The sequence below is a fragment of the Streptomyces marianii genome (assembly GCF_005795905.1).
Taxonomy (GTDB): Bacteria; Actinomycetota; Actinomycetes; order Streptomycetales; family Streptomycetaceae; genus Streptomyces; species Streptomyces marianii.
In genome coordinates, this window is record NZ_VAWE01000005.1 from 19,831 (window position 1) to 46,115 (window position 26,285).

Sequence of the window (26,285 nt, forward strand, 5' to 3'; positions counted from 1 at the left end):
GTGCGCTGTGCTGCGCCTCGGGCCGGTGGCCACCGTGCGGAGGACCCCCTTGTCCGCGGTCTGTTCACCGTCGCCGATCGTGTCCGTTATGCCCCTTGACCACCCCTTGTCCGGACGGCTTGTCCGTGATGGACGTCATGAGGCGGTGCCCCGTCGCCGCGCTGATCTCTTTCCACAGGCCGGGGCTTGCACCGTGGGGCGACCGGTCGGGTGCAGCAGGCGCCGGGCCCGTGAACAGTGAGGTAATGCCATGGAGACCAAATCGAAGCTGCCCGAGCTCACCCCCGAGCAGATCCAGCGGGCCGCCGACTACGTGGAGCTGGTATGGCGGTACCAGGACAGCGAGCAGCAGCGGGCCTCGCTGGCGGCATTCCACGCCGACGGCTCCGAGCTGGTGCGGCTGATCGGTGAGTTCGGCGCGCTGCTGCTGGCCGACTACATCAGCGCCGTGCCGGATGAGCACGCCGACTGTGAGGCCGGGGACGTCCTCGAGGACCTGGTGGCCGTGGTCAGCCGGTACCTGAAGCGCTGGTGCCTGGACGGTGGCGGCGCGCAGACGGCCTGGGGCGCGGCGGGCTTCCTAATCGAGTGCATGCAGGAGGTCGACCAGGTCTCCCAGTTCCTGGCCGACGTCCGCGGCAACGTGGCCTTCGGGGCCGGGCTGTCCGCGGTCTGATGGTGCCGGCGCGGTGGCCGGTGACGTCATCCTCGATGTCACCGGCCCGCACGCGTGGCTGCGCATCGCGGTGCGTACTGATGCGGTGCGCATCGCGCGGATGCTGCGCACTCCCCCGCCGGCGGTGCGGCACCCGTTGCAGTTCACTCCCTCCCCGGTGCGCACGGCGCGCACGATGCTCCGCGCTCCCGACCCGGCCGGTGCGCAGGGCCGGACGCGTCGATGCGCACCGCGCCGGTTGCGCAGGGTGACAGCGCGCGGTCGCGGGTGCGGGAGGGAGAGTTCTCCTCTCGATACGCCGCATCGTGCACACGAAAAGGGACAGAGCGGACGGTAGCGAACGTGGTCCAGGGAAAACGCACGCAGGTCCGATCTCCACAAGGGGTGATGCTCAACTCGACAAGGGGTGCGCATCCGCCGCTGCGCACTTCGACAAGGGGTGTGCACTCACCGCATCGCCCCACCGCACCGTCACCCTGAGTGTGCGCATCGCCGGTGCTGTGCGCAGCGCCAAGAGCACCATGGCCCGCACCAGTGCGCAGGCGAGGGATTCACCGCATCGTCGGTGCGCGCACCGGTGCGCAGGGTTCAGCGCATCGCGGCGCGTCTCGGTGCGCACGATTCGGTTCATCGTCGGGTGCGGTGCGCGCCGCGTCGTTCGGTTCATCCCCGGCGCGCTCATTGGCGCGCGGGCTGCCACGGCGGTTCGGCGGCCGCCAGGGTACGGAGTTGGCTGAGGGGCCAGCGCCGGTTCCCTCATCGCTGAACGCGGTTGCCTGCGGAAGGGGGTGCTTACGTCGTAAGCACCCCCTTCTTGGCTCATCCTTACGCCTCTGGCTGGGAGGGCCCCGTGGCGGTATGTGCTTACGGCGTAAGCACCAAGGGAGCTCACGCCTTGAGCAGCTCGATCAGTTTCTCTACCTGTCCCGCTGTCAGACGGTTGCGCAGCTCGTGTGCCAAGGCCTGGAGTTCGTCGTCTGAATCGGGCGTTGCGCCCGCAGGCTGCTTCGCTGCTGCCTTAGGTGTCTCATGAGCAGTTCCGTCGGTACGGGACGACGCGGGTTGCTCTGTCTTCTTCGCTCGTTCGCGCTTCTTGGCGGCGCGCTGCGTCAGTGCCTGTTCGGCGGCGCTGTGCTGCTGCTGTTCTGGCAACTGGCCGACTGTGCGGGCGACGTCCAGGGGGATCGTCTTCTCGGATACGGCCTTCTTGAGCTCGGGGGTGAGGTTGAGCAAAGCAAGCCTCTGGGTGACCCAGCCGCTGGACTTGCCGAGCGCTCGGGCGACCGCCCGCTGAGAGCCGTGCACTTCAACCAGGCGTTGCAGGGCTCGAGCTTCGTCGAGGGGTTCGAGGTCCTCGTGTTGGACGGCTGCGGTGAGCGCAGTCTCGAGAAGAGTGTCTGCATCTTCGGCGAGGGAGTCGTCGACGTGGACAGGGACGTCATCAAGGCCTGCAAGCCTGGCGCCAGCGAGGCGGCGGTTGCCGTCGACGACGACGTAGTCCGCCGTCATGAGGTCTGAGGCGTGCTCGGGATGGGCCGCCAGAAATGCGTCCCTGGTGACGACGGTGAGGGGCTGGATGATGCCCTTGCCGGTAAGGCTGTCCGCCATCTCCTCTATGGCCGCGAGGGCCGCTCGCGGGTTGTAAGGGTTGGGCGCCAGTTGGTCGACGGGAACGCGGGGGGTCTCGTTGTGGCCTGCGGTGGGGCTTGCGGGCGGTGTGCTGGCCTGTCCGGCGAAGGCAGCGAAGCTGGCGGCGCGGCTGCTCATGGGCTGGGCTACTGCGTCGAAGGTGGCGGATCCGCCGAGAGAGTCGGCTTTGCTCATGTCAGTCTCCGGGCGATCTCGCGCATGTGGTGGGCCTGGTCGGAGTCGGGGGCGTAGGCAAGGAGCGCTCTTTGGAGCCGTACGGCTTCGCGTTGTTCCTTCAGGTCGCCGATGACTGCGAGGACGGGGGGTGTGCCGAGGCTCTTCCACTTCTCCAGGGAGGATGTGGCGATGTAGCCGCGACGCGAGTCGTACTTGTTGACCACGAGACCGAGTTGATCGACCTCGATGTCGTAGTCGCCGGTGAGGGATACGACTTGATTGATGAGCATGCCGTAGGCCTGGGCGGATGTGTCCTCTGCTTCGACGGGGATGACCAGGCCGGAAGAGCCGGGCTTTTCGCCGTCGCGGCGCCGGCCGTAATAGATGGCGGCGTCCATGGCCAGTCCGAGGCTGGGCGGCGAGTCGATGACGATGGCGTCGAAATGCTCTTCCAGTGGGGCCAAGGCCCGTTCGAGCGCCGCGTGCCTGGGGCCACGGAACATGGTGAGGCCTGAGTCGAGCAGGAAGGCGTCGAATGCTGCAGGCAGGATGCGCAGCCGGTCACCGAAGCGCGCTTCGTCTATGGCGACGGTGAGGTCGATAAGAGGCGTACGCGCCTGTTCCCTGTTGAGCATGTGGGTGATGAGGCTTTCCGCCCCGGCGGGAATGGCCTTGAGGCCCAACTGGTGGGAGAGGTGCCCTTGGGGGTCGTAGTCGACCATGAGGACACGAAGCCCGAACCTTGCTGCGGCTTGGGCGAGCGCAACGGCATCGCTCGTCTTGCCCGGCAGCTCATGGGGGTCTTCCGCGAGCGCCTGGGCGAGGCCGGCGGTGACGGCGGTCTTCCCAACCCCGCCTTTCTGGTTGCAGACAATGATGCGCCGCGTCGGCGCGGTCTCGTCGTCTGCAGGGTTCTGCTCAAGCCACAGAGCCACAGCCTGGGCAAGTCCTTGGATGTAGGAGACACCCCGGGTGACGCAGTCCTGCTTGAAGGCGTCGTAGAGACCTTCCGGTAGCCAGGTTCCGAACGACTCGGCTCCCGCCGTGTCGACCGCGGGGAGCGGCTCCGGATGGGCGCGCCATGCTTGGATGCCGTCGGTGACGGCGTCCTGGAGGTCGGTACTGAGCTGTGCTGCCCGGACTTTGAGGGCTTGCCGGAGGGATGCGGGCAGCTTTGATACGAGCTTCTCCCGCTCACCTCCCGATGTCGGAGATGCCATGCGCGGCAGCATACTGCCGCCAGCGGCTGAAACATGTCAGGCAGGTCACGTCTTTCACTCGTTCTGGCGTTAGTTCCTGCATGTCGGGGTGCTTACGCCGTAAGCACCCCAGCGCCGCGGTGGTCACGCAGCGGTCAACTCTTGGATGGCGGCTGACAGGAGCGCGGCGGCGTCTCACGGGGCGCTGTAGCCGCAGCGGTTCCTGGTCTCGCCTAAACGTCCGCCGGAAAGTCCGGCTATCCGCCTGCCTGCGGGGAGCGATGGCGGCACAGTGTGATCACCGCAGTGTCCCAGCAGAGGGGATCGGATGACACGCGACTCGAACCTCAAGGACGACCTTGACTCCGCTATCGGCCACTACATGACGTCTGTTGCCGCGAAGCTCTTAGACGAGGGGCTTCCGGTGAAGTCCCTCCACGCGTACGGCCACTACGACGACATCACCCAGCCGGATACCGATGACGTCGAAGGTGGGATCGACTTCGGCTCCGCCTTTCAGCGACGCGTTTTCCCGGACGGGGAGGTAGGGCTCCACTGGTCGGCCACGTCGGGCTGGTGTCTGTTCCTCATCCCGAACAGCGGCGGTGGTGGGCTGTATGACGGAGCGCGTTGGCTGGGTGCCGGCCTGCTGCCCTCGCCTGAGCGGGTGGCTGCGTTCGTGTCCTCCGCTCAACTGGACGCCCGCAGTGCCGGCAGTGCGGAGCGGCCCTTCTACCGCACTCCCAGGGAGGACCTCCACGAGCTGCTCAAGCGGCTGGAGGAATTCGCGCCGGAAGGCGAGTTCAGCAGCCACAACTACGAGTACCGCTTCAGGTCGCTGCAGGGCCAGGCATACCGGCGGCGTGTGATCGATGCCTTGCTGTCCGGGGAGGATGCGATCGTCGACCTGCCGATCCGGCGCAGCGAGCTGCAGGCCGTGCTCCACTTGATCGACTACGCCGAAGCAGCCGACTCCGCGATGCGGGGCCCGGAGGACTTCGTGGTGCCGGTCGTTGCCGACCTGACGCATCGGATAGGGAACGGCTACGGCAGCGTGCTGGAGAACCAGCGGGCCCTTGAGCATGCTCAGGAGGTACAGCGGCGGATCGAGGAGCACCGCCGCAAGAAGGATCTGGAAGGGGAGTAGCACCGCAGGGCACTCCCCTGAGAACGCAAAAAGGCCCCGTCCCACCCGACCGTGAGCCGGGTGGGACGGGGCCTTGGTCGTGGACACCGGCAAAATTTTGCCGATTGCGCCGGTGGAGTGGGAGACGGCTAGCAGGTCCTGCCCGGTCAGGTCTCCCGGCGGGCGGGGCTGGCGGCCGGTCTGGCGAGGGTCTGGAAGACGGCGGGGTCCATGGTGGGGTGGGGCACTGGCTTCCCCGCGGCCGTGTGGGAGAGCGGCGCGTACGCCGCGGACCAGGTGCCGAGGATGCGGGTGCGGTCGGCGGTGATGCCGCCGATGAGCGGGGTGCCGTCGGCCGGGTCGACGACGACCAGGCCGACGGTGTCGGGTTGATGGCTGGGGGCGGTGCGGGCCCGGGCGACGTGGCCGCCGATCTCGATTGCGACGTCGTCGCCGGGCTGCCATGGGCCGGGCTGCTTGCGGGCGGCGAGCAGCGTACGGAACGCGTCGACCACGGCCTGGTCGCCGGGGTGCATCGCGCCGGGCCCGTGCCCGCACCGCTTCCACGGTGTCCGGTTCACCGGCTGGCCTTGAGGACGCGCGGGAGGTGGGCGTGGCGGTGTTCGACGGCGACCGGGACGTCGCGCTGCAGCAGGCGCTGGGCGAGCAGTTCGACAAGTGCGCATGCTCGGTGCTTCCCGCCTGCGCACCCGATCGCGATGTGGCGGGGGCCGGCGGGGAGCAGGGCATAGGCGGTGAGGTTGTCGAGCAGCTCGGTGGCGCCGGGAGTGGCGAGGACGACGGCCTGGACGCGGGGGTCGCGGCCGTCCAGGTCCAGGATGTCGCGGGCGGCGGCCGGGTCGCGCAGGCGCTCGCGTACATCCTCGATTCGGTCGGCGGTGGGCGGCACGGGGTGTCCGTCGGCATCGGTCGGCAGGTGGAGGTAGCCGAACGACGTCAGCATGATCGGGTTCAGGGGCACAGGTTTTCCTTCGTGATCGGTGGGACGCCGGGGCGGCCGGAGTCGGAGTCGACGGCCGCCCCGGGCGTACGGGGGTGAGCAGTCAGGCCTTGGGTCGGGTCAGGCCGCGGAAAGGCCGGACGACGATGGAGCCGTCGGCGCGGCGGACGGCGACGTTGCGCGGTCCGGCTGCCGGACGCCGACCCGGCCAGCGGAAGTCGAGCCACGGTGCGGTGATCTCCGGGGCGGGGCGCGCGCTGTAGGCGATGGTCACCGTGACGGGGTGGCCGCGTTCCAGGTAGGTGCGGCCCGTCATGCCAGTCGGGTGCTTGGCGGTCACTGGCTGCCTCCCGTCGCTTGGCTGTGAAAGGCGGCGGGTGCCTCGGGGCCTGCGGTGGGCAGGGCGGCCGCCGTGACACGTCGGTGTCGACTGTCGGCGGCCGCGGCGGTGAGGGCGGCCCGCAGGGTGGCCGCGGTGAGCTGGTAGCCGGCCAGCGGGTAGAGGGCGCAGGCGTACGCGATGTCCTTCACGCGGTGCCCCCGGGCCCGCCGGCCGTGCGGTGTTCGTAGGCATTGATCAGGTCACCGATGGTGGCGGGGTCGTCTGTCTCGCCGACCAGGGTGCCGGTGGCGTGCCAGATGTGGGCGGGTCCGTCGGGGTCGTAGATGACCAGGTATGAGGCGTACCGCTCGATGAACGGCACCGCCTGGTCGTCTTCGAGTCCCGCGTCGGTCAGCGCGGCCATCTCGTCTTCGTCGGCGGGGTCCAGGAGCAGCGAGGTGGCGAGGACGTCGATGGCGAGGACCTCCAGCCACATCGCGTCGTCCGGCGTCTGGGGGAGATGGACGTAGCCGGTGACGCGGAGCTGGTCGCCGCGCTTGAGTTCGTACAGCACGGCGTGGGCCAGGACCGGGTCGGCTACGCGGCAGGGCAGGACGGTTTCGTCGACGCGTTCCTCGGTGGGAGACAGGGAGATCCGGAAACTTGCGGTGGTGCCGTGCAGGTCGCCGGGCATCGTTTCCTCGTCCAGGTACCCGTTCAGGGCTATGGCGTCCATGGGGGCTCCTACAGCGCGGCCAGGGCGGCGAAGACGACGAAGGCGATGGCGGCCAGCGAGAGGTCGATGGCCCGCCGCAGCCCCACGAACTTGCGCAGGGCGATCTGGGACAGGACGCGGATGCGGTCCGGTCGGCGGTCTTCGCACATCTCCGCGCGGATCCGCTGCGCGTCGTGGCGTGCCCAGTAGGGGAAGCTGGCGCGGTCTGCGCCTGCGAGGCGGGGGCGGACGACCAGCAGGAGTAAGACCGCGGATGCGGCCAGCGCCACGATGGCGATTCCGCCGGCGGCGCGGCACGGCAGCGGCAGCTGCTTGTCGGCGGCCCCGAACAGGCCCGCGATGACCGCGCCGTTGAAGGCCAGCAGGACGTGTTGACCGAACTAAATCATGCGTATTCGCAGGTCAGAGCGCCTTTCTGCTAGCTTTCGCGCCGTGTCTGGCGAACGACGTCCCGGAAGGGACCTAAAGAACTTCGTCCTGCCTCAAGTGGGCCAATTATTGGAGACGGGAGACTGTTGGGAGCCGTACCAGGTAGTGGACCCGCACGGCATACCGATCGAGGCCGTTGCGGTGTACCTCAAGGATTTGGTTGCAGCAGACGGCTCACCCCTGACTCCGCGCTCATACGGCATGGATCTGCTGCGTTGGTGGCGGTACCTTTGGGCGTTCGGGATCGAGTGGGACCGCGCGGTTCGGGAAGACGCCCGGGACTTCATGCTGTGGATGCGGCTTGCAGACAAGCCGGTGCGAATTCATTGGCGTCATCGAGGCAAGGACCCGGCAGAGATCCCAGCCTCTTCCCGGACCGTCAGGCCGGAACCCGGTACGCCGAATCCGGTGACCGGAAAGCCCTCCGTCGGCAAGAAGTACGCGCCAAGCACACGAGCGCACTGCGAGACGGTGCTGCGGTCGTTCTACGACTTCCATTTGGAGCGCAACACCGGATCGCTGCTAGTCAACCCGTTCCCTCTCGTCCGTAGCAGACGCTCGGCCCGCGCGAATGCGCACCACAGCCCTGAAAAGTCCTACAGCAACCAGCGCACCGGCCTCTACCGACCCAAGGTGCCCAAGCGGATCCCGCGGCAGATCCCCGAGGAGAAGTACACCGAGGTCTTCGCGGGCCTCCGCTCGCATCGTGACCGCGCTCTCCTGGCGTTCTGGGTCGCGACGGGGGCCCGCGCGGAGGAACTGCTTACCTCCACTCAGAGCGACGCCTACGTCGGCGAGCAGACCATCGGTGTGATTCGTAAGGGCAGCCGCGCTTTCCAGGAACTCCCTGCCACTCGCGACGCGTTCGTCTGGCTGCGCCTCTACCAGGAGGAAGCTTGGAAGAAGGGCGTCCCTCGCGGACGTAAGCGGCCGCTGTGGTGGACGCTGCGTCGTCCCTGGCGGCCTTTGCAGTACGACGCGGCCCGCATGATGTTCAACCGGGCCAACGAACTTCTGGGCGCGAACTGGACCCTTCACGATCTTCGGCACACTGCAACGTTCCTGATGCTGGACGACCCGGACATGCCGCCCGTCTATGTCCAGCACATCCTGGGCCACAAGTACCTGTCGACCTTGGACATCTACAACCGTCCCACCAGAGACGACATCATCACGGCCGGGCTGGCCCATCATGCCCGGCAGCAGCAGCGTCGGGAGAATCCGCCGCCGGCACCGCCAGCACCGGCCTACAACCCCGACTCTCTCAACGTCCTTTTCGGAAGGCCCTTTTCGTGACCAGTCGTCTTGCCGTGCTTTCTCGCCCAGCGTCGGCTACTCATCGGGGAGGAGAGGCTGCCGCTCTACTTCGAGCGTTCCCGCCTCGTTCCCGGGAAACTTCGTGGCCACTGACTACAGAATCACGCGAGGCCGTCCTTGACCGCCTGGACAAGCCGCCCCTGCGAAGGGAGAACGCAGGAGTTCGGAGCTCTCAAATGGTCGGAGCCCGTCTGCTGCTGAGCTGGCTGGAGACATTCTCCGGCGAGACCTGGCAGGAACGGTGGAACGCCGCTCCTGCCTCGGCTTCCTACGACAACTGGCAGCAAGGCATCCTGGCCTGGGCGTCTACCCTCGGCAGGAGCCCCAGCCGTACTGCGCTCAGGTCTGGCCTGCTGGCTTTGATTTGTGCGGATGTCATCCGCCCCAGCATGGAATGGTTGGCCGGGAATTCATCGAGATACCTGCGGCCCGCTATTGCTGCTTCCCGCGACCCCACTGGATTTGCCCGCTTGGCAAGTGACGCCTCTGGACACGACCGGGCCAACCGCAACAGCTCAGAAGCGTATAAGTTCATCGCCCAAATCGTCGCCGCTTACGGCGGCGGCGTCGACGACATTGTCGTAGGCGACCTGCTGACTCATCCGAAGCTGCTTGCGGGGTCAAGCGGCAAGGCAGTACGTCTCGCCTACACCTGGCTCCGGAACCGGGGCCAATTCCCTCCTGATGCCCCCGTCACCCTCAACCACGTGGCTGTCCGCACGGGACAGCTGCGACCAGCCGAGCTCATAGATCGATACAAGCTGCGCTGCCGACCCGTTCGTGATCTCTTGGTCGATTACCTCACCGAACGCCAGCCCAGCCTCGATTACACCAGTCTCAGGACCCTCGCTCGCGAACTGGGCGGTCTCTTCTGGGCTGATCTCGAACACCACCACCCCGGCATCGACACCCTTCGACTACCGAAGGATGTGAGCGACGCCTGGAAAGTACGCATCGCAGTGAAGACCACACGCCGGCGTCGCCCTGACGGCACCATCCGAACAACGATCGAACCCCGCGAGAGCGCACCGGCCGTCAAGATTTCGGTGCGCGCCTTCTATCTGGACATCGCGGAGTGGGCCCTCGACGAGCCCGAACGATGGGGGCACTGGGCTGCACCATGCCCGGTCAGCGAAGCAGAGTTGGCAAAAAAGAAGCATGAGCAACGGAAGAAGTCCAGGTCGGACCAGCGCACCCGTGAACGTCTGCCTGTATTACCCGTTATTGTCCAAACAGCTGAACGACTCCTCAAAGAAGCCACTGCGCGTCTCCGAACTATTGAATCGGCTCCCTTGGGCTCCGCCGTCGACTTTCGCGGGGAAACCTTCTTCCTCCCCGCGTCCTCCAGCCGCACCGACGGAAAACCAGGACGTGTTCGGGACATCAACGGAACCAGCCGGGACATCCGCGGTGAAGAGAAGCGTGCGTTCTTCGCGTGGGCAACGATCGAAATCCTGCGCCATACAGGAATCCGGATTGAGGAGCTCCAAGAACTCAGCCATCACAGCATCATCCGCTACAAGCTCCCCACCACCGGCGAGACGGTCCCCCTCCTCCAGATCGCGCCGTCAAAGACCGACAAGGAGCGACTGCTGCTCATCAACCCAGAACTTGCCGACGTTCTGAGCGCAGTCATCAGTCGCGCCCGTCAACCCGACGGGATTATTCCATCAATCCAAACATACGACGCACATGAAAGGGTCTGGAACGCTCCGATGCCCATCCTCTTCCAGTGGGCTGTCAGTGGCGAACACAGAGCCATTTCATATGGCACCATCCGCAGGGCCTTGGACGAAACCCTCGAAGCATCCGGACTCACAGACAAAACCGGAATGCCGCTGATTTTTCGGCCGCACGACTTCCGAAGGATCTTCATCACCGACGCCATCATGAACGGCCTGCCGCCCCATATCGCCCAAGTTATCGCAGGACATGACAGCCTCACGAGCACGATGGGCTACGCCGCCATTTACCCTGCCGAAGCCATCGAGGCGCACCGCGCTTTCATCGCTCGCCGTCGCCAGGTACGGCCTGCCGAAGAGTACCGCACAGTCACGTCAGAGGAATGGGATGAATTCCTCGGCCATTTCGAAAGAAGGAAACTCGCCCTCGGGGAGTGCGGGCGAGCCTACGGAACCGAGTGCAGTCACGAGCATGCGTGCGTCCGCTGCCCTGTGCTCATCACCAGCCCTACCGAACGTCCGCGACTGATTGAAATCCGGGACAACTTGCGAGACCGCATCTCCGAAGCAGAGCGTGAAGGATGGCTGGGAGAAGCAGAAGGACTACGGGTCAGCCTCACCGCCGCCGACGAAAAGATCACCCAACTGGACACCAGGCAAGAACGGAAGAAATCTCCAATATTCCTTGGAGTCCCCTCGTTCGATCAGGTAGTTGGACGCGCGTGCTGAAGCTATGGGTTTCGCATGACCAGAGAGCTCCGGCTCAGACGTGCCTCGCGCCTAGTCGCGGCTGGCGACCACCAGGTATCCATCGCTCTCTGGGTCGAAGGTGGTGGACTGCACCGTGAGCCCGACACTCCGCAACTGCGCCACGAGTTCCTCGTACCGGTAGGGCCAGATGGACAACCGCTCCGAGCAGGCTCGCACTGCCCCATCCGGCTCGATCTGGGCGACCACGATCTCAAGGAAGTGTTCCTGCTCCCAGCGCTGCTCGATCTGCCAGTAGTAGCTGACCACCGCATCGCGGTCGTTGCGGCGGATGAGTCGATCGCGGACGTCTACCCGTGAGCCGGCGGAGCGCACGAGCTCCCAGTTGCGTGAGTGGAGCACAAGGCGTCCGCCCGGATTCAGCAGCCGCGACATCGCTTCCAGTGCGGTCAGGCGCCCGGCTGCGCCCTCAGCGTGCCCGAGCGAATTGCCGACGCAGAACACCAGATCGAACGTGGAGTCCTCCAGGTGGTCGGGCAGCTCGTCCCAACTCGCGCGGAGGGCTCGAAGCGAGACACCCTGCTCGTCGGCGACCTTCTCGGTCCGGCGAACCATCCCATCACTGGCGTCTGCGGCGACCACGTCAAGGCCAAGACTCGCGAGACCGACGGCGAGCTGGCCGGTTCCACACGCGCAGTCGAGGACGCGTGCGTTGGGCGGCAAAGAGCCCACGACATCGCTGTAGTAAACCGCGGCTGCCTTGGCGGGGGTCAACCTGTCGTCCCCGATCAGCCACTCGTATACGTCGGAAAGCGCCCCATAACCAGCCACCGCGATAACCTCCATCACTCGACGACACGCGGGCTAGACCGCCCTGCGATTCGGACCTTGCGCCTCGCACTGTGCCGGGCCGTGTCAGCGAAGCATTGAGCAGGACCCAACCACTTCCGGCCGCTGAGACTCCACCGGATTTCGTGGGAAACCGCGGCCGGCAAGCGCGCGGTCACTGCGGAGCGCTCTTACGCACAGCCATCCAAACTGATTGCCGAAACGCCGCGTCCGGATGAAGGACCGCCAGCGACCGCCTCTACTGCCAAGTAGTTCGGAGAACAGCGAGGCCTTGTTGTCGGTGCGGCCGATCTCGGTCGCGACCGTGGCCACCGCGTCGTTGAGGTTGTGATCGGTACGGTCCGGCCCTGCGGCGGCGGCCGGGTGATGGATCACGGCCAGCGCTTCCCTTTCAGTGGGGCGGGCCTCGAGGTCGGTTTCGTGGGCATTCACCGGCTCACCGCCCTGCGGCGGGTGGTGCCGGCGGCGAGCCGACCGCGCAGCATGGCGGCCGGGATCGTCTTGCGTTGCCTGGCCCGGGCGCGGGAGTCGGCGCGGGCACGGGCTATCTCGCAGGGTCCGCATGGGTCTTCGCCGCGGGCTTCGTGGCAGTCGTGGCCCTCGGTGGTGCCGTGCGGGGCGGTGATGTCGTGCAGTGCGGCCAGGCGGTACAGGTCGTCGGGGGTGACGTCGGTGCGGGCCTGGATGGTGCGCTGGGTGTAGCCGTCGCGCAGCAGGGTCAGGGCGACGGCCTGGCCGACGGTGAGGGCCGGCGGCTGGCCGGTGATGGCGGGGGTCTCCATGGTGGAGGGTCCTTCCAGGAACACGGGAGCGGGCACCGGCGGTTGGCCGGTGCCCGCGAAGTTGATGGGGGTGACGGTCAGGCGTGGTCGTCGCCGTCGGAGCGGCGCGGCTGGGCGTCGGAGACGAACCGGGTCTCGCCCGGGTTGGCCTCGTTCCAGTTCTCCGCGCAGACCTTGTGGACCGGTTCGCGCTTGTGGGAGCGCAGCGGGGTCGGCCCGCCGCACAGCACGCACGGCCGGTCGCTGAAGCGGTCGAAGTGTGCGCCGTCGCGCCAGACGAGCAGGGTCACGACGGATCACGCGGCGGCGGCCGCGGGCAGGTGCGTGCCCGGGCGTCCGGGTCGGCGGCCGTTGACCGAGGGGGTGTCGGCGTCGGCCGCGGTGCCCAGGTAGGGGAAGGGCTCTTCGCCGGTCTTGACCTTGTACATGGACACGTCGGCGGCGCGCAGGACGTCGCCGAAGGGTCGGCCGGGCAGGTCGGCGGCGTAGGAGGTGCCGATCGACACGGTGAACGGCAGCAGCAGACCCTCGTACGGGACGGAACGGTCCATGTGCGCGCGCAGCCCGGCGAGCTCCTGGGCGAAGTGCTCGCGCGGCAGCCGGACGGCGGCGCCGAACTCGTCTCCGCCCAGGCGCGCGGCCAGGCCCTGGCGGGCGGTGCTCCACTGGCGCAGCCGCTGGGCGAGGGTGATGACGACCTTGTCGCCGGCGGCATGGCCGTAGCCGTCGTTGATCGCCTTGAAGCCGTTGCCGTCGAGGACCAGGACCAGGAGGTCGTCGGCGCGGCGCCGGGCGGTGAGCTGCCGTTCGCCGTGGGCGGTGAGCCCGTCGCGGCAGGGCAGGCCAGTGAGCTGGTCGCGGCGCGCGGCCTCCAGCTGGCGGCGTACGCGGACGTCGTCGACGACGGCGGCCAGGGCGAGCGGCACAGCGGCCGCGGTGAGCAGAAGAGTGCGGGGATGCTGCCGTAACACGGTCAGGGCAGGCATGATTGAGACTCCGATCTCGCCCCTTGCGGGCGGGCATCAAGAAGAGGCGCACCCGGCTGTCCAGGCATGGGGTGCGCCTCTTCGTCGTGTGGGCGGCCAGCAGGCCGCAGGGGTTCAGGAAGACGGCAGGACGGTGACTTCGTCCGTGCGGGGGAACTGGGTGCGGCCGTTGTCCATCCGGACGGTGAGGTAGCCGTCGGTGTGGACTCCCTCCACGGTGCCCTGGTCGCCAGGGCGGGCGGTGTTGCCGCGAGATTCGATCTGCGTGGTGAGTTCGATGCGCTGTCCGACGTTCATCAGGTCCTCTGGGTCTGGGGCCGTATGGCCTTGGTCGAAGTGGGTCAGGCGGCGTACCAGTCGGGGACGTCGCACCGGTCGCAGAACAGTTCTTCGGGCGGCTGGCCGTTGTAGACGGCCAGCAGGTCGGCGGCGTCGGTGACTTTCACCCACACCGCGCTGCCGCAGGCCTCGCAGGTCTCGCCCTCGAGGCGGGCCTGCCAGTGGTGGTCGAAGACCTCGCCATGGTCCGACCAGCGCACGGTCAGCTGCCGTCCGGCGACGGCGAACGCACCGACGGAGTCGGGGCTGTCCGGGTCGAAGGCGAAGACCCGGGCGAGGTCCGGGCCGAAGGTGGCCCGGACCTCGGCGAGCGGGTCGAAACCGGCGGCCACGGAGCGGGCCAGCAGCAGGTGGAGCAGGTCGAGGTCAGCGGCCGCGTGGACCTGGTCGAAGCCTTCGGCGAGCAGCTGCTCGCCGGTCGGGACGCCAGCGTGCTGCCGGGCGACGGTCTGCGCCGGGACCTGCCGGTTGGCGGGCCTCGCATCCTGCCGGGTCTGACAGTCCTCGAGGGCCGTGCGCGCGACGATCGCCACGGCGGGCAGCCGGTGCTGGTGCGCTCGCTCCACCAGCCGGGCGCGAATGGCGAACTCGGTGTTCGTGGCGTCCACCAGAGTCGGCAATCGGCGCGCCAGGCGGCAGGTCAGCACCGTGTCGAAGACGGCGACCGCGGCCGGGGTGCTGTCCTGTAGACCGGGGTCGTCAGCCACCCGCTCGCGGCAGTCATCGAGCGACAGGCGCCAGATGCGGGGGAACGCCGTGGCGATCCGGGTCTTGCCGCTCCCGGCCGCTCCGATCGTCAGGTAGAGGCCGGGCGTGGGCAGGCCAAGCGCGGCCAGGGCGGATTCGATCATGTGGCTCCTCACACGGGGCTGAAGGTCGATGGGCGGCCGGTCGGCCTGTCCGGCCCTCGCCCGGCCCCGGTGTTGCGGGGTGGGCGAGGACCAGGCGGAGCGACCGGAGGGTCAGCGCTGGAGCGGGTGGATGTTGTCGCCGTAGTCGTCGCCCGCCGGGGTGGGGGCGGGGAGGGTGGCATGGATGTGGAGCGCGGGGTTGAACTGGGGCTGGAACTGCGGCGGGTGGTTGTGGACGATGGGCCGCAGGGTCAGCCCGCGCAAGGCGAAGACGCTGGCCAGCGCCCACATGAGGGCGGCGAGCCCGGTGGCGGCGGCGCGGCCTCCGGCCGGGGCGGCGGACCAGATCATGGCGAGGCTGCCGATCCCGAACAGCAGCCAGGCGATGCGGGCGCCGGCGTTGCCGAAGAACCCGCCGACCAGACCGAGCAACCCGGTCAGTTGCCAGAACGCGTACAGGGCGGCCGGGGCGACGGCCAGGTGCGCGGCCTGGTCGGCGAGGAAGACCCGGATGGGGTGGTCGACCGTGCCCCACAGGCCGCTGCCGTCGCCGCCGTTGGTGGCCGGGACGTCGGACAGGCCCTTGAGCGTGGCGGAGGCGATGTCGCCGACGGCGTCCAGCATCAGCACGATGAGGCTGAGCCCGCCGAACAGTGCGGCGGCCTTGATCCAGTTGGCGACCTCGTGCCAGCTGCCGTGCCGGGCCTGGAAGACCTCTTCCCACCGCTGGTAGAGGAAGCCGCCCTCCTCCCAGGACGCCTTCCACGCGGCGCGCAGCCCGGCGAAGCGCTTCGGGCGGGGCCAGTCCTTCGCGTCGGGCGGCGGGGGCGTCTGGTTGAGCACGTCGAGGAAGGACCGGTTTTCCTGGCCGTTGACCGGCTTGTCGTTGCTGGGCATGGCGTAGCTGCTCCTTCGGCGGAGGTCGGTGGTGAGCGGTGGTGGGCTGGCCGGGTCGGTCAGCGGATCTCGTTGCGGGTGCGGGCGAAGAACGCTCCGCGCGTGGTGCTGTTGTTGTGGATCTCGGTGTGGTGGGTGACCGGGCCCTCGTAGACGTTCTTGGTGACAGCCGCGCGGGCCTTGCTGATCGCGCCGCCGATGGCGGTGGCTGCCATGGCCAGGCCCGCGAACGGCAGGGTGACCATCAGGACGCTGTTCAACGTGACGGAGGCCAGGCCCTGGAGCACGAGCCAGGCGCCGCAGCCGATGCCGGTGACTCCAGCGCCCACGCCGATCGAGGCGACGGCGATCCCGGCCGCCCAGGCCGGGACGATCCGCTTGTCGTCCTGCTTCACGGGCGGGGCGGTGCCGAAGGCCGGCGGCTCGGTGTCGTCGCGGAACGAGGTGGGGTGGTGCTGGACGGGCTTGCTGGCCCATTCATCGATCAGGCGGCGGGCTTCGGCCGCGGCCTCGGACTCGGGCATGCCGTGCTGGGTGTTCAGGGGGTCCATCGGGGTTCTCCGATCACGCGGGAAGTGGAGCGCCCTCCTGGCCGTGACGGCTGGGAGGGTGCTTGAGGGAGTGGCCGCGCGCAACGGCGAAGGGCGTCGCCGGAGTCGTGTCCGGCGGCGCCCTTCGGCGTTGTGCAGCAGGTGAGTTGGGGCTGGCGGGTGGGTAGTCACCGCACCTGCGCCCCAGGCATCCTCAAACCAACAGGCGCGGGGAAGGGGATGTGGTGGAGTTCGTCTTCGAGTGCGGATGGTGCGGGGGCGACAACTACTTCGTGGGCAAGCAGGTCGGCTTCTGGGTCGACAAGTGGGAGATCCCCTCGGAGTGGGACTGCCGCTTCTGCGACGGGCTCAACTACACGCCCGACCCGCCGTGGACCGAGGCGTAGTCAGAAACTGGAGATCAGTCCGGCGAGCGATGCGAGGCCGCTGTTGATGAACGGGGCCAGGCCGGTCGCGGCGAGGGTGAAGCCGAACAGCGTGCAGGCCAGCATGGAGCCGACGCGGACGTAGCCGCCCTTGAGCAGGACGAACACGATGATGCCCAGCAGCGCGGCGGCGGAGACGGAAAGGGCCACGGCGGGTGGTCCTCCTTCGCGAGGATCGGGTGGGGCCGGCCGTGCTCGGGCAGGCCGGCCCCGGGGATGGACGGGATGAGGAACGGTCAGGCGTTGTTGAGGCTCTTGATGGCCTCCAGCGCCTGGCGGGGTGAGGTGACCTGCTCGGAGCGGCTGCCGGAACTGCGCTTGCCACCGCCGCCCTTGCCGCCTCCGCCACCGCTGCGGCGGCGGGAGCGGCCGTCGCCGTCGTCCTCGTCGGGCTCGGGCCAGAACTCGCCGGGCCGCACGGGCTCGTTCCAGTCGAACCACAGGCCGCGCTTCTCCAGCTCGCTGATCTCGTAGTCGGTGAGCCGGTTGACCTCGTCGGGGAACAGCTCGGAGAGGTCGGTGTCGAAGTCCGCGTACAGCGACCGCATCAGGACGGCGCGGCCGTTGTCGAGGACGATGACCGCGACGCCGCCCGTGCTGACGCCGTTCTCCGGGTCGGCCTCACCGCGCATGGCCCGCTCGATCGCGGAACCCTCGGTACGGGAGTAGCGCGCCGGGATGGTCGGCACGTCGTAGGCGTTCTCCATGGTGCCCTCCGCCGCCTTGCGGGTGGCGCCGGGCGAACCCATGTTGAAGATGACCGGACGGCTGTTCTGCCGCAGGTTGTCCTTCATCTCCGTGGAGAAGCCGTTGTGCGCGAACGGCGACTGCCCGGCCGGGTTGAAGCCGATGCCGTACTTGAGCCCGGTAACGGTGAGGTCCTCGCCGTCCTTCTGGATGAACTCGCCGAAGTCCGCGTCCTGCGCCGCGGTCATGAACTCATCGCCGTAGACGTTCAGCTGCCGGTAGGGGCAGCGGGGGTCGCCCGGCTTGTAGTCGTGCGGCTGGCCGTCGTGCGGCCAGGGCATGTCGGCGCGGATCTCACACAGCGCCTTCGCCGCCCGCAGCGAGCGGGCCATCCACAGCGCGTTCGAGCCCTGCCGGTCGATGTACCTGCCGAGCACGGTGGTCTTCTCGTCCTTGCGGACGGTGCCCAGCCACACCACCTGTCCGTCCAGGGACTGGGCGGCCATGTGGATCGCGAAGAACTGCGTCTTACCCGACCGGCTGACCCCGAGGGTGAGGCCGTGGGCCGGGGCGTTCTTGTCGTGCTGGTACACCATCGTCTTGACCGGCTGGCCGGTGATGGTGAACCCGCACACGTACATGCCCTTGGCGTCCGGGGTGAGCAGCTCGCGGGTGGCGGGGAAGATCTGCGACAGCGGCGGCTCATCGAACGCGCTGATCAGGAACTCCGAGCCGTCGATGAGGACGAACACGCAGGAGTCGTCCTCGGGCAGCTTCAGTCCGCGGCAGACCTTGGCGAGGTCGATGCGCGGGGTCTCGGTGGAGTCGGACATCTTGGCCCGGTAGAACGTGACCCCGCGTTCGTCGTCGCGGGTCTTGTGGACCAGCTCGGAGCCGGGGGCGCCGCCCTTGGGCGAGCCGACCTTGTCCGCCCAGCGCTCCTGGTCGGTGGGGGCCTTGCGGCGGCGCTGGTTGGCGTCGGGGGTGATGTGGGCCTCCATCCAGCCGGGTCCGCCCTGGCGGCCGGGCTGGATGGCGACCTCCGACAGGACGACGTCGCTGGAAGGCACAGCGAACGGGGCGGCGACGGCGGCTTCGGTGAGGCCGGTGATGGGCCGTCCGGTCTCCGAGGCGCGCAGCAGGATCGTCATGTCGTGCCGCATGCCGGGATGCCGGGTGGCCTTGACGACGTGCGTCCGGGCGGGCATCCCGGCGTTCTCCCACATCATCCGCACCTCGCGGGTGAGCAGGTCGGCGCCGTCGTCCGGCACGGCCGGGGACGGCTCCGGGACTTCGGCGACCTGCAGTTGCGGGGCCGGGGCCGCGACGGCAGGGCGGTTGCGGCGGCGGGTGTGCCGGGAGAACGGCAGCACGAAAGAGCCGGCCGCCGCCCATCCGGCGGCGAGCAGTCCGTCCAGCCAGTACGGGCCGAAGCCGGTGGTGTGCCCGGCGGCGACGTCGACGGCGGCGGCCAAGACCAGCGGGGACCAGCGCAGGATCTTGCGTCCGGCGCCGGGCTCATCGCTCTTGGCGGCCAGGAACCATGCGCCGATCCCGGCGGCGCCGGCCAGCTGCACGACCTGGTTGACGGGGCTGTCGGGGTAGACGTTCGGGGCCACGGCCAGCACAGGCGCGGCGAGGGTGTAGGCGAGGCGTTCGAGCGTGACACTGCGCGGCGTGGTCACCGAATCTCCTTCGGGAAACGGGACGGGCGGCCCCGCGGTGTGTCGCGGAGCCGCCCGTGGCGGGGTGGGTTGGGGGAGCGGGGTCAGCGGTTGAAGAAGCCCGGCTTGGGGGTCTTCTCGCGCCGGTTGGAGCGGATTTCGTCCAGCGCTCCGTAGAGCTTGGAGTGGGTACGCCGGGTCTGGTGGGTGAGGTCGGCGGTCTCCTGGGCGGTGTCGCTCAGCTTCTTGACCTGCACGGCCGCGCCCCCGAGGGCCACCGAGACGTTGCTGGTCAGCTCCACGAACTTCGCGTCGAGTCCGGCGGTGCCGATGTCGCGGGCCACGTCCTGGGCGCGCTGGGCGTTGGCCTTGACGCTGCGCACCAGCGCCTCCAGCTCGAGGCCGGCGTCGTCCAGCGCGCCGGCGAGCGTCTTGAGCTTGGCCTGGACGGCCTTGTACCGGTTGTCGTCGTCGGCCGGGACGGGCACCGGGCCGGCGCCGCTGGGTGCGAGATCGCTGCTCATCAGCGGGTTCCTCCCTGATTCTTAGTCGTGGTGGGCGGCGGCCGACGCGTACGTCAGGCCCGCGTCTTCCTTGGCGGCCATGTCCTGGCCGTAGATGCGGGCGACCATCGCGGCCGCGAGCTTGGCGGCCTCCAGGGCGAGGCCGCACTCGGACGCGCACCGTTCGGCCTGCTGCCTCATCCGGCCCGCGGCGTCGGCCAGGTCCGAGATCAGTTCGGTGACCTCGGTGGCGATGTTGTGGTCGCCGATCAGGTCGGCGGACATGTCCCGCAGGGCGTCGGCGACCTTGTCGAGCGCGTCCGCGAGGGCTTCGGCCTTCTCCTGGTCGGAGGCGGCCTGGATGGCGATGTTCGCCATCTCCATCAAGAACTCGTCGAACGTGATGTCCGTGCGGTGCTGGGCGGCCAGACCGCCCTGCCCGGACGGCCTGCTGACCTCCGCGCTGCTCACGCTGCTCCCTTCGGTGCTGGTGGGTCGGCTGCTGGTGGCCGGTCGGCCGACGACGGCCTGATCGCGCTCGCCGGGTGCGTCGGTCGCGTCCGGCCGACTGGTGCCGGGGCGCTTGATGACCCCCCGCCTGACGCGCGGTTGCCTGGGCGCGCGGGGCAGGCCGGGACGGCGGGCGGCATACCAGCCGAACGGGTCGGCTTCGTCGTCGACGATCACCGCGTCCGGGATGTCCTCGCTGGTGTCCGGCTTCGGGCTGGGACGGCTCGGGCGGCCGTCGGCCCACTCCACCGTCGGGTCGGGATCCTCCGCCCCGTCCCATGCCCAGCCGCGTCGCCGCCCGGCACGCCCCGCACGACCAGTGCGGCCCCGCCGACCGGCCCTGCCGGTTCCGCTGCCGGTGCGCCGACGCCGGAACCGGCGCCGTTTCTTCGAGTCGTCAGACGGCCCGTCACCGGCCTTGGAGTCCTTGCCCGGCTCATCGGACGCCGGGGCGTCCTTTGTGCCGCTGGAGGCCCCGTCAGGGCCCTCCTTGGCGTCCTTCTCGCCCTTGCCGTCGGTGCCCTTGGCCTTGGAGTCCTTGTCCTTGGTCAGGCTCACCTTCTCCGCGCCGGCCTTGGCATCCTTGGCGTCCTTCGCGTCGGCGCGGCGCTTGTCGAAGCGGCGCTGGGCTTCCTCCGCGACGGCCTGGCCCAAGGTGGTGCGGCCCGAGTCGGCCGACGCCGCGGCTTCCCGCTTCGCCTTCCGTGCCGCGTCCCGCTCCTGCCGCTTCGCGCGGCGGTCATCCCGGTTCTGCTGCCGGTTGGCGCGGGCCTGGTCGCGGTCCTTGGACCGGTCGGCGATGCCGGCGGCGTGCCCGGCACTGCGCCTTTCCTGCCGGGCGGCCTGGCGGGCTCCGGCGCGCTCCTGGCGGCCGCGGGCCCGCTCCGCGCGGGCGTTGGAGGCCGGGCCGTCGTTCTTCGAGCCGCCAGACCCCGTCTGAGAGCCTTTCGAGCCCCCGGACGACCCGTTGCGCCCGGAACCGCCTGTACGGCCGCCAGAGCCCGTCTGGGAGCCCTTCGTTCCGCCCTTGCCGCTTCCGCTGCCCCCGGATGATCCGGACCCCGAACGCCCGGCGCCGCCGCCGGAGTTGGTGCCACGCGACCCGGGCCCCTTGGAGCCGGGACCCGAGTTGTTGCGGGACGGACCGCCGCCGCTGCCGCCCCCGCCGCGCGAGGACCCGCCGCCACCGCCGGCCTTCGAGCGGCCCTTGTCCGTCCCCAGGCCGGAGCCCGGCGACTTCGTGCGGTCGGCGTCGGCCTTTGACCGTGCCGCCGCTTTGTCGCCCTTCGCTTTCATCATCGCGGCGTGGAGCTTTCCGTTCTGCTCCATCATCGCGACTTCCTGCGCGGTGCGGCCCTCCAGCAGCGCGGCCTTGCGCGCTATTTCAGCCTCACGGAAAGGCGCTTCGCTTTCATGATTGGCCCGCGCCCTTTCCAGCCGGAATTCAAGCCAGTCACCGAGACGGTCAGCGAGCGAACGAGGCTGGACGTATTCGCCTTCCTCGTATTCACCCTCATCTTCTCCGGTTTCCGGCGCCGTAATTCCGTCGGAACGCAGCGCTGCCGCCGGGTCCGGAACAGCCGGAATCGGCGGCAGTTCCATCGTGGTCTCCTCCGGGCGCTCCGGGGGAGCCTCCGGAATGTCTTCCGGCGGCGGAATGGTGTCGATGAAATCCGGGATCGGCGGCAGCGTGTAGGTGGAATCACCGCTCCACGGGCCGTGGACCAGGGTTCCACCGCTCGCGTCGTCGGACTCGTCGGACACGGTGCACCTCCCTCCAGGGGGACTTGACAGACAGTGGGGTCTCGTGTGCACGCGTGTGCACGTGCACGTGTGCACGCTTTACGCGCGCGAGGCCCCGCCGGAGCCCGGCGGGGCCTTCGTGGGTGACGCTCAGTTACGCGGGCCGTGCTGCTTCAGGACGGTGTCCGCGTACTGCATGAGGTGGTCGAACAGCCGCGGGTCGCCCGCCTGCCGCTTCTCCAGCACCAGCTTGAAGAGGCGGCAGACCAGCGTGAATGCGGTGAGGACATCACCGCGACCGGCTTTGACTTCCCTCGTGATTTCGGACCGAGTAACGCGGAGCCAGAATTCCATCCGGCCCATTTCACCGCGACGTTCGATCGCCTTGCGCTCTTCGTCCTGCAGCCAGCCGTTCCGCCCTTGAATGGAGCGTTCGATGCTGCTGAGGGGGCGCGTCACGCCGACTCCCTGTTACCCAGGTCGTAAATCGACGTAGGAACACTATAGCCGGAACTCGGGCTCTGCGCACCCTGCTGCGTCGAGTTGGGTGCAGCCTGGAGCTGCTGCGGGTTCTTCTTCCGCTGCCTTTCCAGCTCCTTTTCCTTCCTTTCCTTGGCCGTATTCACAACGGCCTCGTCGTGGGCGCGGCGCTTATAGGCGCTCTTTTCCAGGCCCGCGGTCAGGTCGTTCAGGTCCTTGAGAACACTCCCGAGGGCCTTTTCGACGGGCATCGCCCGCAGCCGGGCGTGGTACCAGCGGTCACCCTCCACGTGCGTGTCGCGCAGGTGCACGCGAGTCTCCATCGCGAGGGTCTCCAGGTTCTTGCCGATGTCCAGCAGCACGCGCCGAACGTCGGCCAGGTACCGGGCGGTTGCCTCCGGGCTCTGCGCGACGTCGCGCAGAGGGGAGTAGTTCGGGTCGTTGCTGTTCATGCGAGAAGACCTCCAGGTCTCGGGGTTGGGGAGGGGAGAGTCCGTGTCCCCGAGGCTGTGCGCGGGGGTGGGTGGTGCTCGGAACGATCTCGCCCGCGCCCCGCTCGGGGCGGGCGCGGGCGAGCGGCCTGCCGGCCGTGGCCGTCACCGGTCCGCGCTCACGCTCGGGAGCGTGGGCGCGGACCGGGTGCGACCATGAGCGGCAGGGGACTGCCGGGGGTGAGCGCGTCGGCGCTCACCGGGCGCTCACCTACGCGCCCGGGGCGGCCTCTTCGACCTGAGCGCGCAGGCGCTGCGCGGTCGGGCGGGAGACCGGCTTGTCGGACAGGCCCGCGTCGGTGAGCGCGTCGCGGATCTCCGTCCACTCGGGTCGGCGCCCGAGCTCGGTGTAGAGCAGACGGATACGAGCGTGGCGGCGCTCGGTCAGCGCCTCCGTCTCGCTGCGCGTAAGCGCGCCCTCCGCTCGCTGAGCGTCCGTCTCCTCCGTGTCGCGCTCACCCTCGTGAGCGCCGGAGGTGAGCGCCGGGCGCTCACGCTCGCCGCGAACCTCGCCCGAGGTGAGCGCGCTCATGTCGGGGTGAGCATGCTCGGTCTCCTCCGCCCGTTCGACGGTGAGCGCGTCCTCGGGAGTGAGCGTGTCGGCGAGCGCGGCGGGCGCGGAGCCGAGCTTGAGCGCCATCCGCTGCTCCAGCGGAGCCTTGCTCCGCCACCGCCACCCGTACTCCTCCTTGAGCTGCGCTCGCAGGTAGGTCTGCTCCTGGAGCCGGGTGAGCGCCTCCTCGTAGGAGGTGATCTCCCACAGGATCATCCGGCGGCGAAGCCGAGCGGTGGGGATCGGGGCGAGGATCCAGCGCGAGCGCCGCACCGTCTCCATCCGCTTCTTGCCGGTGACCGCGCCGATCCGCGTCGCGTACACGTGGGAGGCGATCTCCGAGAAGACCACCCACAGCAGCGTGAGGGCCGCGTGCCCGAGACGGCCCGACGCGGAGTCCGAGGCGTTCCAGTTCAGGTACACGGTCACCGCCGTCAGCGCCCGCGGCACCCAGCGGATCCACCGGAGCTCCATGCCCATGCGGATCAGCACCAGGTTGGCGCCGGTGAACGCCGGGATGGCGACATCGATGCCGACCGGCAGCAGCCACGGCCACTCCCAGCCCCACCCCGACGCCTTGGTCTCCAGCGCGGTGTAGGAGGACAGCAGACCGAGAGTGGAGACGACCGCGGCCGCCAGGACGATCCCGGCGACCAGGACCAGCTCCTGCCCGGACAGCGGCGGGACACCGCCAGCGGGCCGGGCGTCGTTGCGGGCCTTGCGCCGCGCGGCTCGGGACTCGGTCCGGATCTCCCGGCGCCTCGCCCGCTGCACGGTGCGCTCCGTCGCCGCCTGAAGGACCCGGTCCGCCTCGGCTCGGGCCTGCGCGGCGGCGGCCTGGTCGGCCGTGGCCTTGGCCGCCGCCTCCCGGGCCGACGTCGCGTCCTTCTCCGCCTGCTCCCGCAGCCGGGCGACGTCCTTGTCCGTGGCGGCCCGCAGCTCCTCAGCGGAACTGCGGGCGTCGTCCAGGGCGCGGTCGGCGTCGGCGCGAAGGCCGGCGGCCATCTTCTCCGCCCCGGCACGCACCTGCGCGGCCTGGTCGTCCGCGCTCTCGCGCAGCCGGTCGGCCTCGCCCCGCGCCCGCTCCAGGAGAGCTTCGGCGTCGGTGGTGGCCCGGGTGCGGGTCTCCGCCGCGGTGCGCTCCGCCGCCGCGAGCAGCTCGGTGCGCGCGGCCTCCGCGTCGGCGAGAACCTTGGCGGCGGCCTGCGCGGCCTCCGCCTGGACCTCGTCGGACCGCGCGGCCGCCGCGGTGGTGACCTCCTCCGCCTGGCGGCGGGCGTCGGCGAGCAGCTGCTTGGCCTTCGCGTCGGCGTCGGCCAGGACCTGGTCGGCGTCGGCGGCCGCGGTGCTCGCGGCCTCCGTGCGGACCCGGTCGGCGTCGGCCTGCGCGTCGGCCAGGACACGGGCCTGCTCGGTGGTGGCCGCCTCGGTGATCGAGGCAGCCTCCGAGCGGGCGCCGTCCAGGAGTTCGGCGGCGCGGGCCTCGCTGTCGGCGAGGATGCGCGCTGCGTCGTCGGCGGCCAGGTCCCGGAGGTCGGCGGCGCGGTCGGCGGCATCGGCCAGGACCGGGTCGGCCTCCGGGTGCACCAGCGGCACGGTGGTCTCTTCGGGGGCGGCGGCCTGGGCGGGGATGGCGGCCGACGGCTTGGTCGCCTTGGCGCGCCCGGCGCCTCGGGGCTTCGCGGCCGGGGCGGCATTCCGCCTGCGCCGGGTGGTGGTGTTGGCCACGGGGGGTGTCCTCTCTTTCCGGCGCCTCGTGCAAGAGGTCACCGCGGGTCGGCGTCGGTCGGTAGGGTCGTGACCAGGCCCTCCGAGGCCCCGGCAGCTCAAATGCCGGGGACTCGGAGGGCCGTCTGCGCGAGGCAGGTGGTCAGGGACGGGCGGGCAGCGCGCTGCTGTCCTGCCGAAGGTGCTGGCGCAGCCAGGCGACCGCGGCCGGGGTCATCGCCCCGGTGTCCGGCTCACTCAGCGGCGCGGTGTCGATGTCGTGCATCGCGTCGGTGGCCGGGAGCAGCCGCATGTAGGCGGGGTCGATCCCGGCGCGGGCGCGGTTGCCGCTCAGCTCAGTCAGGTCGTAGAGGACCTTGCCGGTGTCGGCGTGCCGCCAGGACCGCTCCACCCGGCCGACGAAGGTGTGGCCGGGAAGCCCGAGCCAGAACCGTTCGACGTCGCGGAACAGGACGAAGTCGCCCTTGGTGTAGGTGACCTTGGGCTGTACCGCCTGCGTCTGGGACTGGGTCACGTGCTCTCCTCACATCGCGTACACCGGCCGGGGCCGGGGGTCCGGGCTGTCCGGCTCCCCTCAGCCCCGCCCGTACGAGACGGGCGGGGGAGGCAACCGACAGGCGGAGCGTCAGTCGACGTCGATGAAGCGGAACGCCGCGAACGCGGTGTGGCGCGGGTCCGCGGTGGCGTCGACGATGCGGTCGGCTTCGTCGACGTCACCGCGGTTCACGGCCTCCGCGGCGCGGCGAGCGGCGTCCCAGTCGACGGGCCCGGCGAAGTTGCCGGGCTCCTGCTGGGTGCGGTGCAGGCCGGTGTGGAAGCGGACGCTGCGCAGGACGGCGCGCATGGCCCGGCGGACCGGGCGCGGCGAGCGGGCCTGGGTGACGCGGGCCGCCGGCCGACGGACGCCAGCGGCGATGAGCACCTCGACGGAGTCGAAGTCGGCGGCCGTCCAGTCACGGCCGATGCGGTTGCGTCGGAGGGCGATCATCACGCCTCCTTCCGGGCCCGGTTGCGGGCGGCGCGGCGCCGCATGGAGCGGCGTTCGTCCTCGCTCAGGCCGCCCCAGACGCCCGACTCCTGGCCGCTTTCCAGCGCCCACTGCAGGCACTGCTCGATCACCGGGCAGCGGCGGCTTCTCTGGGGGCTGATCCTGTGTGGTGAGACGTTGCACCGGAGAGCTATGTTGATCTTCTGAAGATCGTTCTCTGGGGGTGCGGCTCTGTGGCGGGTTGTTGCATCAACCGTCGGATCATGGAGTTGCATTGCGTGCCTTTCCTGTCAGAT

At 69.5% G+C, this 26,285-nt stretch carries 31 protein-coding genes and 1 pseudogene; 5 read left to right on the forward strand and 27 right to left on the reverse strand.

What is annotated here, in order from left to right:
* The first annotated feature begins 250 nt into the window (after positions 1–250).
* Positions 251–676 carry a hypothetical protein gene (locus FEF34_RS40505; protein ID WP_138058477.1) on the forward strand — a complete coding sequence of 142 codons (426 nt, stop codon included), beginning with the start codon at positions 251–253 and terminating at the stop codon, positions 674–676.
* 888 nt (positions 677–1,564) lie between these two features.
* Here FEF34_RS40505 and FEF34_RS40510 read toward each other — a convergent pair.
* Both FEF34_RS40510 and FEF34_RS40515 read right to left on the reverse strand, forming a co-directional pair.
* Positions 1,565–2,500 carry a ParB/RepB/Spo0J family partition protein gene (locus FEF34_RS40510; RefSeq protein WP_138058479.1) on the reverse strand — a complete coding sequence of 312 codons (936 nt, stop codon included), beginning with the start codon at positions 2,498–2,500 and terminating at the stop codon, positions 1,565–1,567.
* Positions 2,497–3,702 carry a ParA family protein gene (locus FEF34_RS40515; protein ID WP_138058481.1) on the reverse strand — a complete coding sequence of 402 codons (1,206 nt, stop codon included), beginning with the start codon at positions 3,700–3,702 and terminating at the stop codon, positions 2,497–2,499. The genes FEF34_RS40510 and FEF34_RS40515 overlap by 4 nt, the downstream gene beginning before the upstream one ends.
* A 307-nt stretch (positions 3,703–4,009) precedes the next feature.
* Here FEF34_RS40515 and FEF34_RS40520 point away from each other — a divergent pair, with 307 nt between their 5' ends.
* Entirely contained in the window at positions 4,010–4,828 is an 819-nt protein-coding gene (locus FEF34_RS40520; protein ID WP_138058483.1) for a DUF6292 family protein, read from the forward strand.
* A gap of 146 nt (positions 4,829–4,974) precedes the next feature.
* On the opposite strand, the gene FEF34_RS40525 is transcribed toward FEF34_RS40520, so the two are convergent.
* The 6 genes from FEF34_RS40525 to FEF34_RS40550 all read right to left on the reverse strand — a co-directional run bounded on the left by FEF34_RS40525 (position 4,975) and on the right by FEF34_RS40550 (position 7,191).
* Positions 4,975–5,388, reverse strand: coding sequence for a hypothetical protein (locus FEF34_RS40525; protein ID WP_138058484.1), 414 nt, complete (start codon positions 5,386–5,388; stop codon positions 4,975–4,977).
* Complete coding sequence (locus FEF34_RS40530) at positions 5,385–5,789, reverse strand: RapZ C-terminal domain-containing protein (RefSeq protein WP_234043371.1); 405 nt, start codon at positions 5,787–5,789, stop codon at positions 5,385–5,387. The genes FEF34_RS40525 and FEF34_RS40530 overlap by 4 nt, the downstream gene beginning before the upstream one ends.
* 82 nt (positions 5,790–5,871) lie before the next feature.
* Positions 5,872–6,108: a M1 family metallopeptidase gene (locus FEF34_RS40535; RefSeq protein WP_138058485.1), complete on the reverse strand. Its 237-nt coding sequence runs from the start codon at positions 6,106–6,108 to the stop codon at positions 5,872–5,874.
* Positions 6,105–6,299: a hypothetical protein gene (locus FEF34_RS40540; protein WP_138058486.1), complete on the reverse strand. Its 195-nt coding sequence runs from the start codon at positions 6,297–6,299 to the stop codon at positions 6,105–6,107. The genes FEF34_RS40535 and FEF34_RS40540 overlap by 4 nt, the downstream gene beginning before the upstream one ends.
* On the reverse strand, positions 6,296–6,826 hold the full coding sequence (locus FEF34_RS40545; RefSeq protein ID WP_138058487.1) for a hypothetical protein: 531 nt from the start codon (positions 6,824–6,826) through the stop codon (positions 6,296–6,298). Before FEF34_RS40545 ends, FEF34_RS40540 begins: the two co-directional genes overlap by 4 nt.
* Before the next feature lie 8 nt (positions 6,827–6,834).
* Positions 6,835–7,191: a Pycsar system effector family protein gene (locus tag FEF34_RS40550; RefSeq protein WP_325063685.1), complete on the reverse strand. Its 357-nt coding sequence runs from the start codon at positions 7,189–7,191 to the stop codon at positions 6,835–6,837.
* Positions 7,192–7,360: 169 nt separating this feature from the next.
* Between FEF34_RS40550 and FEF34_RS40555 the strand changes: the two genes are divergently transcribed.
* The gene (locus FEF34_RS40555) at positions 7,361–8,551 is read left to right on the forward strand and encodes a tyrosine-type recombinase/integrase (protein ID WP_234043372.1); all 1,191 of its coding nucleotides are present in this window, start codon (positions 7,361–7,363) and stop codon (positions 8,549–8,551) included.
* A 197-nt stretch (positions 8,552–8,748) separates the two neighbouring features.
* On the forward strand, positions 8,749–10,983 hold the full coding sequence (locus FEF34_RS40560) for a tyrosine-type recombinase/integrase (protein ID WP_138058488.1): 2,235 nt from the start codon (positions 8,749–8,751) through the stop codon (positions 10,981–10,983).
* 51 nt (positions 10,984–11,034) lie between these two features.
* Here FEF34_RS40560 and FEF34_RS40565 read toward each other — a convergent pair whose 3' ends face one another.
* The 9 genes from FEF34_RS40565 to FEF34_RS40605 form a co-directional block, all read right to left on the reverse strand.
* Positions 11,035–11,808, reverse strand: a complete 774-nt coding sequence (locus FEF34_RS40565) for a class I SAM-dependent methyltransferase (protein ID WP_171053418.1) — start codon at positions 11,806–11,808, stop codon at positions 11,035–11,037.
* A gap of 69 nt (positions 11,809–11,877) precedes the next feature.
* Positions 11,878–12,243: a hypothetical protein gene (locus tag FEF34_RS40570; protein WP_138058489.1), complete on the reverse strand. Its 366-nt coding sequence runs from the start codon at positions 12,241–12,243 to the stop codon at positions 11,878–11,880.
* A complete protein-coding gene (locus FEF34_RS40575) occupies positions 12,240–12,593 on the reverse strand; it encodes a hypothetical protein (RefSeq protein ID WP_138058490.1) in 354 nt (117 codons plus the stop codon). The genes FEF34_RS40570 and FEF34_RS40575 overlap by 4 nt, the downstream gene beginning before the upstream one ends.
* Before the next feature lie 77 nt (positions 12,594–12,670).
* Positions 12,671–12,883: a hypothetical protein gene (locus FEF34_RS40580; RefSeq protein ID WP_199800790.1), complete on the reverse strand. Its 213-nt coding sequence runs from the start codon at positions 12,881–12,883 to the stop codon at positions 12,671–12,673.
* A 6-nt stretch (positions 12,884–12,889) separates the two neighbouring features.
* A complete protein-coding gene (locus FEF34_RS40585; RefSeq protein ID WP_199800791.1) occupies positions 12,890–13,579 on the reverse strand; it encodes a GGDEF domain-containing protein in 690 nt (229 codons plus the stop codon).
* A 114-nt stretch (positions 13,580–13,693) separates the two neighbouring features.
* Positions 13,694–13,876 carry a hypothetical protein gene (locus FEF34_RS40590; RefSeq protein ID WP_138058491.1) on the reverse strand — a complete coding sequence of 61 codons (183 nt, stop codon included), beginning with the start codon at positions 13,874–13,876 and terminating at the stop codon, positions 13,694–13,696.
* Positions 13,877–13,920: 44 nt separating this feature from the next.
* Positions 13,921–14,769, reverse strand: coding sequence for an AAA family ATPase (locus FEF34_RS40595; RefSeq protein WP_138058492.1), 849 nt, complete (start codon positions 14,767–14,769; stop codon positions 13,921–13,923).
* 111 nt (positions 14,770–14,880) lie between these two features.
* Positions 14,881–15,666 (reverse strand): hypothetical protein, encoded by a 786-nt coding sequence (locus FEF34_RS40600; protein ID WP_138058493.1) that lies wholly within the window; start codon positions 15,664–15,666, stop codon positions 14,881–14,883.
* A gap of 59 nt (positions 15,667–15,725) precedes the next feature.
* On the reverse strand, positions 15,726–16,217 hold the full coding sequence (locus FEF34_RS40605) for a hypothetical protein (protein WP_138058520.1): 492 nt from the start codon (positions 16,215–16,217) through the stop codon (positions 15,726–15,728).
* Positions 16,218–16,438: 221 nt separating this feature from the next.
* Between FEF34_RS40605 and FEF34_RS41865 the strand changes: the two genes are divergently transcribed.
* Entirely contained in the window at positions 16,439–16,603 is a 165-nt protein-coding gene (locus FEF34_RS41865; protein ID WP_234043373.1) for a hypothetical protein, read from the forward strand.
* On the opposite strand, the gene FEF34_RS40610 is transcribed toward FEF34_RS41865, so the two are convergent.
* The 10 genes and pseudogenes from FEF34_RS40610 to FEF34_RS40655 form a co-directional block, all read right to left on the reverse strand.
* The gene (locus FEF34_RS40610) at positions 16,604–16,792 is read right to left on the reverse strand and encodes a hypothetical protein (protein WP_138058494.1); all 189 of its coding nucleotides are present in this window, start codon (positions 16,790–16,792) and stop codon (positions 16,604–16,606) included.
* A gap of 86 nt (positions 16,793–16,878) precedes the next feature.
* On the reverse strand, positions 16,879–19,014 hold the full coding sequence (locus FEF34_RS40615) for a chromosome segregation protein ParM (RefSeq protein WP_138058495.1): 2,136 nt from the start codon (positions 19,012–19,014) through the stop codon (positions 16,879–16,881).
* Between the two features lie 83 nt (positions 19,015–19,097).
* Positions 19,098–19,517, reverse strand: coding sequence for a conjugal transfer protein TraB (locus FEF34_RS40620; protein ID WP_138058496.1), 420 nt, complete (start codon positions 19,515–19,517; stop codon positions 19,098–19,100).
* Between the two features lie 21 nt (positions 19,518–19,538).
* A complete protein-coding gene (locus FEF34_RS40625; RefSeq protein ID WP_138058521.1) occupies positions 19,539–21,338 on the reverse strand; it encodes an ATP/GTP-binding protein in 1,800 nt (599 codons plus the stop codon).
* A 561-nt stretch (positions 21,339–21,899) separates the two neighbouring features.
* Complete coding sequence (locus FEF34_RS40630; protein WP_138058497.1) at positions 21,900–22,208, reverse strand: hypothetical protein; 309 nt, start codon at positions 22,206–22,208, stop codon at positions 21,900–21,902.
* Complete coding sequence (locus tag FEF34_RS40635; protein ID WP_138058498.1) at positions 22,205–22,681, reverse strand: hypothetical protein; 477 nt, start codon at positions 22,679–22,681, stop codon at positions 22,205–22,207. The genes FEF34_RS40630 and FEF34_RS40635 overlap by 4 nt, the downstream gene beginning before the upstream one ends.
* Before the next feature lie 250 nt (positions 22,682–22,931).
* Positions 22,932–25,001: a DUF2637 domain-containing protein gene (locus tag FEF34_RS40640; RefSeq protein ID WP_138058499.1), complete on the reverse strand. Its 2,070-nt coding sequence runs from the start codon at positions 24,999–25,001 to the stop codon at positions 22,932–22,934.
* Positions 25,002–25,143: 142 nt separating this feature from the next.
* On the reverse strand, positions 25,144–25,515 hold the full coding sequence (locus FEF34_RS40645) for a hypothetical protein (protein ID WP_138058500.1): 372 nt from the start codon (positions 25,513–25,515) through the stop codon (positions 25,144–25,146).
* A 111-nt stretch (positions 25,516–25,626) separates the two neighbouring features.
* Complete coding sequence (locus FEF34_RS40650) at positions 25,627–25,989, reverse strand: hypothetical protein (protein WP_138058501.1); 363 nt, start codon at positions 25,987–25,989, stop codon at positions 25,627–25,629.
* A pseudogene (locus tag FEF34_RS40655) lies at positions 25,989–26,132 on the reverse strand (WhiB family transcriptional regulator); the annotation flags it as partial. The gene FEF34_RS40650 and the pseudogene FEF34_RS40655, both read right to left, overlap by 1 nt.
* Positions 26,133–26,285: the final 153 nt, after the last annotated feature.